Origin of the sequence: Virgibacillus profundi (genome assembly GCF_002287375.1) — a bacterium.
Taxonomy (GTDB): Bacteria; Bacillota; Bacilli; order Bacillales; family Amphibacillaceae; genus Virgibacillus_K; species Virgibacillus_K profundi.
This window is the reverse complement of the sequence record NZ_NPOA01000029.1, coordinates 1-5263: the sequence shown is the minus strand read 5'-3', so window position 1 is coordinate 5263 and position 5263 is coordinate 1. Positions and strand designations below refer to the sequence as shown.

At 40.8% G+C, this 5263-nt stretch carries 5 protein-coding genes and 2 pseudogenes; 3 read left to right on the top strand and 4 right to left on the bottom strand.

The annotated features are described in order from the left end of the window. Positions 1-52: 52 nt before the first annotated feature. Positions 53-1111 (bottom strand): annotated as a pseudogene (gene tnpC / locus CIL05_RS21275) (IS66 family transposase); the annotation flags it as partial. Positions 1112-1265: 154 nt separating this feature from the next. On the opposite strand from tnpC, the gene istA reads away from it, so the two are divergent. The 3 genes from istA to CIL05_RS21260 all read left to right on the top strand — a co-directional run bounded on the left by istA (position 1266) and on the right by CIL05_RS21260 (position 3763). After that, a complete protein-coding gene (gene istA / locus CIL05_RS21270) occupies positions 1266-2681 on the top strand; it encodes an IS21 family transposase (RefSeq protein ID WP_338066961.1) in 1416 nt (471 codons plus the stop codon). A gap of 135 nt (positions 2682-2816) precedes the next feature. Then, positions 2817-3566 (top strand): IS21-like element helper ATPase IstB, encoded by a 750-nt coding sequence (gene istB / locus CIL05_RS21265; RefSeq protein WP_095657537.1) that lies wholly within the window; start codon positions 2817-2819, stop codon positions 3564-3566. Further along, on the top strand, positions 3563-3763 hold the full coding sequence (locus tag CIL05_RS21260; RefSeq protein WP_095657536.1) for a hypothetical protein: 201 nt from the start codon (positions 3563-3565) through the stop codon (positions 3761-3763). Before istB ends, CIL05_RS21260 begins: the two co-directional genes overlap by 4 nt. Before the next feature lie 149 nt (positions 3764-3912). On the opposite strand, the pseudogene CIL05_RS21255 reads toward CIL05_RS21260, so the two are convergent. From CIL05_RS21255 to tnpA, 3 genes and pseudogenes are all read right to left on the bottom strand, one after another. After that, positions 3913-4359, bottom strand: a pseudogene (locus CIL05_RS21255) (IS66 family transposase zinc-finger binding domain-containing protein); the annotation flags it as partial. Positions 4360-4498: 139 nt separating this feature from the next. Next, positions 4499-4855, bottom strand: a complete 357-nt coding sequence (tnpB, locus tag CIL05_RS21250; protein ID WP_133065315.1) for an IS66 family insertion sequence element accessory protein TnpB — start codon at positions 4853-4855, stop codon at positions 4499-4501. Further along, on the bottom strand, positions 4849-5181 hold the full coding sequence (gene tnpA, locus CIL05_RS21245; RefSeq protein WP_095657535.1) for an IS66 family insertion sequence element accessory protein TnpA: 333 nt from the start codon (positions 5179-5181) through the stop codon (positions 4849-4851). The genes tnpB and tnpA overlap by 7 nt, the downstream gene beginning before the upstream one ends. Positions 5182-5263 lie beyond the last annotated feature (82 nt).

The window sequence follows — 5263 nt, the reverse complement described above, 5'->3', positions numbered from 1 at the left end:
GTAAGCGTAAAATAGTCCACACCTATTTCTAGATGTGGACTAATGTTATGATTTATTTAGATTTATTTGGAACACGACATTCTTCTGGAATTGTCGATGACCATGGTAGGAGTTGATCTAATTTAGTTTTATCTGTTGTATCCATATTGGGAAGTTCTTCGAATAAGTATTTAAGATAGTAAAATGGATTCAATCCGTTTTCTTTGGCTGTCTCCACAATACTATAGATAACTGCACTGGATTCAGCTCCTTTTTGAGTATTGCTGAAAAGCCAGTTCTTTCTTCCGATTACGAAAGGTTTGATTGATCTTTCACCACGGTTGTTGTCGATTTCCAGGCGACCATCTTTCAGGAATGCCTCTAATTTATCCCATTGGTTACGACAATATTTAATCGCCTGACCAAGTGCGCTTTTTGGCAGTACACATGGCGTTTGCTCACGAAGCCATGCTGAAAAAGCCTCCAGCACTGGCTGGCTGCGCTCCAAGCGTATTTCATACCGATCTTCGGGACTGACGTCCTTAAGTTCGCGTTCGATTGTGAAAAGTTGATTACAAAATGCCAGACCTTCCTTCGCTTTGACCGCAGAAGTCCTCGCTGATTCAGGGAGTGCTTTTAAGGCATCTGTAAATTTGCGGCGGGCGTGCGCCCAGCAACCAACTAGTATTACATCTGAAACTTTATGATAACCCACATATCCGTCCACATGCAGATAACCCTGCAAGTCATCCAAGAAACGGCTGGGATGTTTGCCGGCACGGGTTTTCCGATAATCGTACAGGACAATAGGTGTATCCTCTTTTCCTGTGCGATAAAGCCACATGTAGGAAGTAGAAGTCGCAGGCCGATCCGGCTCGGAAAGCACCTGCAGGGTTGTTTCATCCGCATGTAAAATATCCCGTGTCAGGAGTTGCTCATGCATTTCATTGAAAATCAAACGGAGCCAGGTTTCTGCACCGTATAAAATCCAATTGGCCAGCGTTTGACGTGGTATGGAAACACCAAACCGTTCCAAATGTTTTTCCTGGCGGTAGAATGGCATACTCTCCACATATTTTTGTGACATCGAATAGGCCATTGCTGACGGAGAAACTAGGCTTCCCGGAAAAACAGGAGGGTGATTACAGCCATTGAATTGCCCCAGTGATGCCATCTTTTTGATCCACCTTGGACATAAATTTGATCCACCCAAGACATCACTGACCCACCCTCCTATATAATGAAGGAGCACATATGTGCAATTTTATTATATAGGAGGTTTTTTTGTGATTAAGTATCGAGAAATTTTAAGGCTTCATGCACAGGAAGTCACACAAAGGGGGATAGCTTCAAGCTGTGGTCATTCAAGGAACACGATTAGAGAAGTGATCCGAAGAGCAGAAGAGAAGAATATTCAGTGGCCACTTGAAAAGGACATGACTGATCTAGATCTACAAATGATTTTATTTCCTGAGAAGAAGGTTCCTTCGGACCATCGTCGAAAGCCTGATGGAGAGTATGTTCACAAGGAATTGGCTAAATCTGGGGTTACACTCTCCCTTTTATGGGACGAGTACTCTTTACGGTGCAGGGCAAGCGGTGAAATTCCTTATAGTTATCGCCAGTTCTGTAGGTTTTACAACGATTATGCAAGAAAAACTAAAGCAACAATGCGCATTAAAAGAAAACCTGGGGAACAAATGGAAGTGGACTGGGCAGGTAAAACCATGTATCTCACGAACAATCTAACAGGAGAAGAGATTCCTGTTTATATCTTTGTTTCTACATTGCCCTGTAGTCAATATGCTTATGTGGAAGGATTCTTATCTATGGATATAGAGAGTTGGATTACGGCTCATATCCATGCTTTTGAATTTTATGGGGGAATTACAAGAATTATTGTTCCCGATAACTTAAAGACTGGAGTAACGAAGTCTTCTCGTACCGATCCAATTATTAATCAAAGCTACCAGGAAATGGCTGAGTATTACCAGACTACTATTATCCCAGCACGTGTACGTCATCCCAAGGATAAAGCAAGTGTAGAAGGTAATGTCGGTCATATATCAACTTGGATTATTGCTTCCCTTCGCAATGAAAAGTTCTTTTCTTTGACTGAGCTAAACAAAGCAATTAAAGAGAAATTAGATGTGGTGAATACAAAACCTTTCCAAAAGAAAAAAGGGAATAGGCAGGAAGCGTTCTTAGAAGAAGAAAAATTCGCATTGATTCCCCTGCCTCATTCACAATACGAGATTGCGAGCTGGGCAAAGACCATTGTCCAGCCTGACTATCATGTGAAAATAGATAATAACTATTATTCTGTTCCCTATGATTATATCAAATGTACGGTAGACGTTCGAATAACGAGAAATATAATTGAAGTATTTTATAAGAATATCCGGATTGCTTCACACAAAAGGTCAAATAAGTCAGGTGGGGATTTCAGTACGAATCCTGATCATATGCCTAGGGATCATAGAAAGTATGCGTCATTCGATAAGGAATTTATATTAGAGTGGGGTGCCACAACTGGTCCTTCCACCTTATTAACCATTGAAAGAATCCTAGAATCTTATCCTACGGAAAAGCAGGGATTGAAATCCACCTATGCACTGATGAAACTGGCAGATAAATACTCTATCGAACGCATAGAGAAGGCGTGTGAAAGAGTATTGTCTTATACGGCTCGACCAAACTAAAAAGCATTCAAACAATCCTAAAAACAGGGCATGATAAATTGCCATTAGAGGAAACAAGCAAACAAATGAATACACAAAAAAATGATAACGCTTACGGATTTACTCGTGGCGCTGCTTATTACGGAGGAAATAATAATGACAACTGATAACACCTTAACGAAATTAAATGAGATGAGAATGTCTGCGATGGCAGAAACATTTAGAGAGCAATTAAGAAATCCGGAATATCAAGAACTATCTTTTGAAGATCGATTCGGATTACTGGTTGATATTGAATGGTCTAGAAAGCAAAACAATAAACTTGATCGCCTAATCAAACAAGCAGAATTACGGGACACACAGGCATGTATCGAAGATATTGAATATCATCCGGATAGAAAGCTAGATAAGGCACAAATTTTGCGGTTAGCAACTGGTAATTATATTGAAGAGCATCATAACATTATATTAATGGGTGCTTCAGGAAATGGCAAGACATACTTAGCCTGTGCATTTGGTGTGGCTGCGTGTCGTCAATTCTATAAAGTGAAATATATTCGATTACCTGACCTCCTGGATGAATTGGCAATCGCAAGAGGAGAAGGAACATACAGAAAGGTAATGAAAAAGTATAAGAATGTAAACTTACTCATCTTAGATGAGTGGCTATTAACTCCGTTAAAAGAGACGGAAGCAAGAGATCTTCTTGAAATCGTAGAAGCACGCCATCAGCATGGTTCCACCCTATTTTGTACTCAATTCGATCCTAGAGGATGGCATGATAAAATTGGCGAAGGTACACTGGCAGACGCCATTCTAGACAGAATTGTTCATGATTCCTTTAACATAATGATTGACGGTACAGTCTCCATGAGAGAACGTAACGGATTGGCGGCAACAAGATGATTCCCGAGGAAGTAGAACTTCGTATAGCAAGGTATTTCTTTCATATGTATTTACCTGAAGAAGTAATGCAGGAAGTGGAAGCGAAGCTATTACCTCCATGTATTTGGACAGACGAAGAGGAATTAGACCACGATGAACTCGTTCGCTGGGCTCTTGAGATTATTAATAAACAACTTGACGGTAAACACTTTAAATAAGATAAACAACAGCTATTGGAATCTTCTAGATTCCAATAGCTGTTTGTATTTTTACTACTAGTGGCTCACTTATGTCATCAGTGGGTCAATATCTTGTCCGGAGTGGGTCAAAAAGATGGCAGAGGTGGAACTAACTTATGTCCGTCTTCAGCTGGCATTTCTGCCGTAACGATAGGTGTCTCTATTTCATGGCGTTCGCAATGCCGGCAGCTGTAAACATGACGTACGTGCTCTACCACTTTTACCTGTGCCGGAATAATTTTCAATTCTTTACGCACTTCGGTGCTCATTTCATGAAGCGCACCAGCGCAACACGAACAGTTCTGCTCTTCTTCAGATAAACGATATTCTATCGTCTCTTTAGGCAGGTTTTCAAGCATACGTTCACGCTGACCGCGCTGTTTCTTGCGTTTATATGTAATCGTCTCAACTGTTGGTTCTTCAACGGTTTCGTCGGCTGTTACCTCGGCTTCATTGAAAAGGGATAGTTGATCCGGGTGCATTTGCTCACTGGAAGATCCAAAACGGCGTTGCTGACTAAGGCGAAATTGCTCCTGATACCATTTTAATTTGGCCTCTAACGCTTCTTTTTCCATTTCAAGCTTTTCATTATGCGCTTTGTAATATTCAATTTTGTCTTTTGAGGTTTGCGCTGTAGTTTCCATAAAATTAGTATACGATAAAGAGACCGGCTTGAAAAGCCGAATTCTCTATCTTTTTTCGCTTAATAATATTTCAAAGAATAGTGCGTGCTTTCACTTCCTGATGTGCCTGTTTTTGATTCATTGGTAGACCATCCAGTAGCCAGCGCAGTTGCCGTGGACTGATATCCATCGGTGCCGCATTCGTTCCGGATGGCCAGTGGAATGTTCCACGTTCCAGTCTTCGATAATGCAGCCAAAAACCGTTATGTTCCCACTGCAGGATTTTTAACTTATCCCGTTTCCGATTACAGAATACGAATAGACAGGGGGAAAAAGGATCGAGGTCAAAGCATTCTTTCACAATAACGGCAAGACCATCAATTGATTTACGAAGATCGGTACTGCCACGAGCCAAGTAAACACGTTCAAACCGGGAACCTGTTAACATTCGTTTCGTAACACATGAACAATATCAGATACTAAGTCCATATTAACTCCTGGACGAACCTCGACTGAAATCGCTCCAAAATGAATAAATACTGGTTCTTGTGTTGCAGTGTTTGAAGATTCATCTTCCATATTTACTGCTAGCCACTGCGTCTCAGATGAAAGTCGTTCAGAGGATTCCTCATTACTTTCTAATTTTTGAATCCAATAGTACATTTGATGAACTTTTATCCCTTGTTCCCGGCACCACTTAGCTATACTTAAATCACTTGATTTCCAAGCATCATACCGCGCTTTCCATTCTAACCTTTTGTCTGTAAGAGTCATCGTATAACCTCCCAAATGATTTCTAAGAAGATTATCACACGGATGTCTTACTATTAAAATGTGGGAAGTATTTGACGCTTAC

Bases quoted from the DNA above. Each gene is read 5' to 3' on its own strand.
- CIL05_RS21260 (WP_095657536.1), top strand. From the start codon at position 3,563: ATGATTCCCGAGGAAGTAGAACTTCGTATAGCAAGGTATTTCTTTCAT.
- istB (WP_095657537.1), top strand. From the start codon at position 2,817: ATGACAACTGATAACACCTTAACGAAATTAAATGAGATGAGAATGTCT.
- tnpA (WP_095657535.1), bottom strand. From the start codon at position 5,181: ATGACTCTTACAGACAAAAGGTTAGAATGGAAAGCGCGGTATGATGCT.
- tnpB (WP_133065315.1), bottom strand. From the start codon at position 4,855: ATGTTAACAGGTTCCCGGTTTGAACGTGTTTACTTGGCTCGTGGCAGT.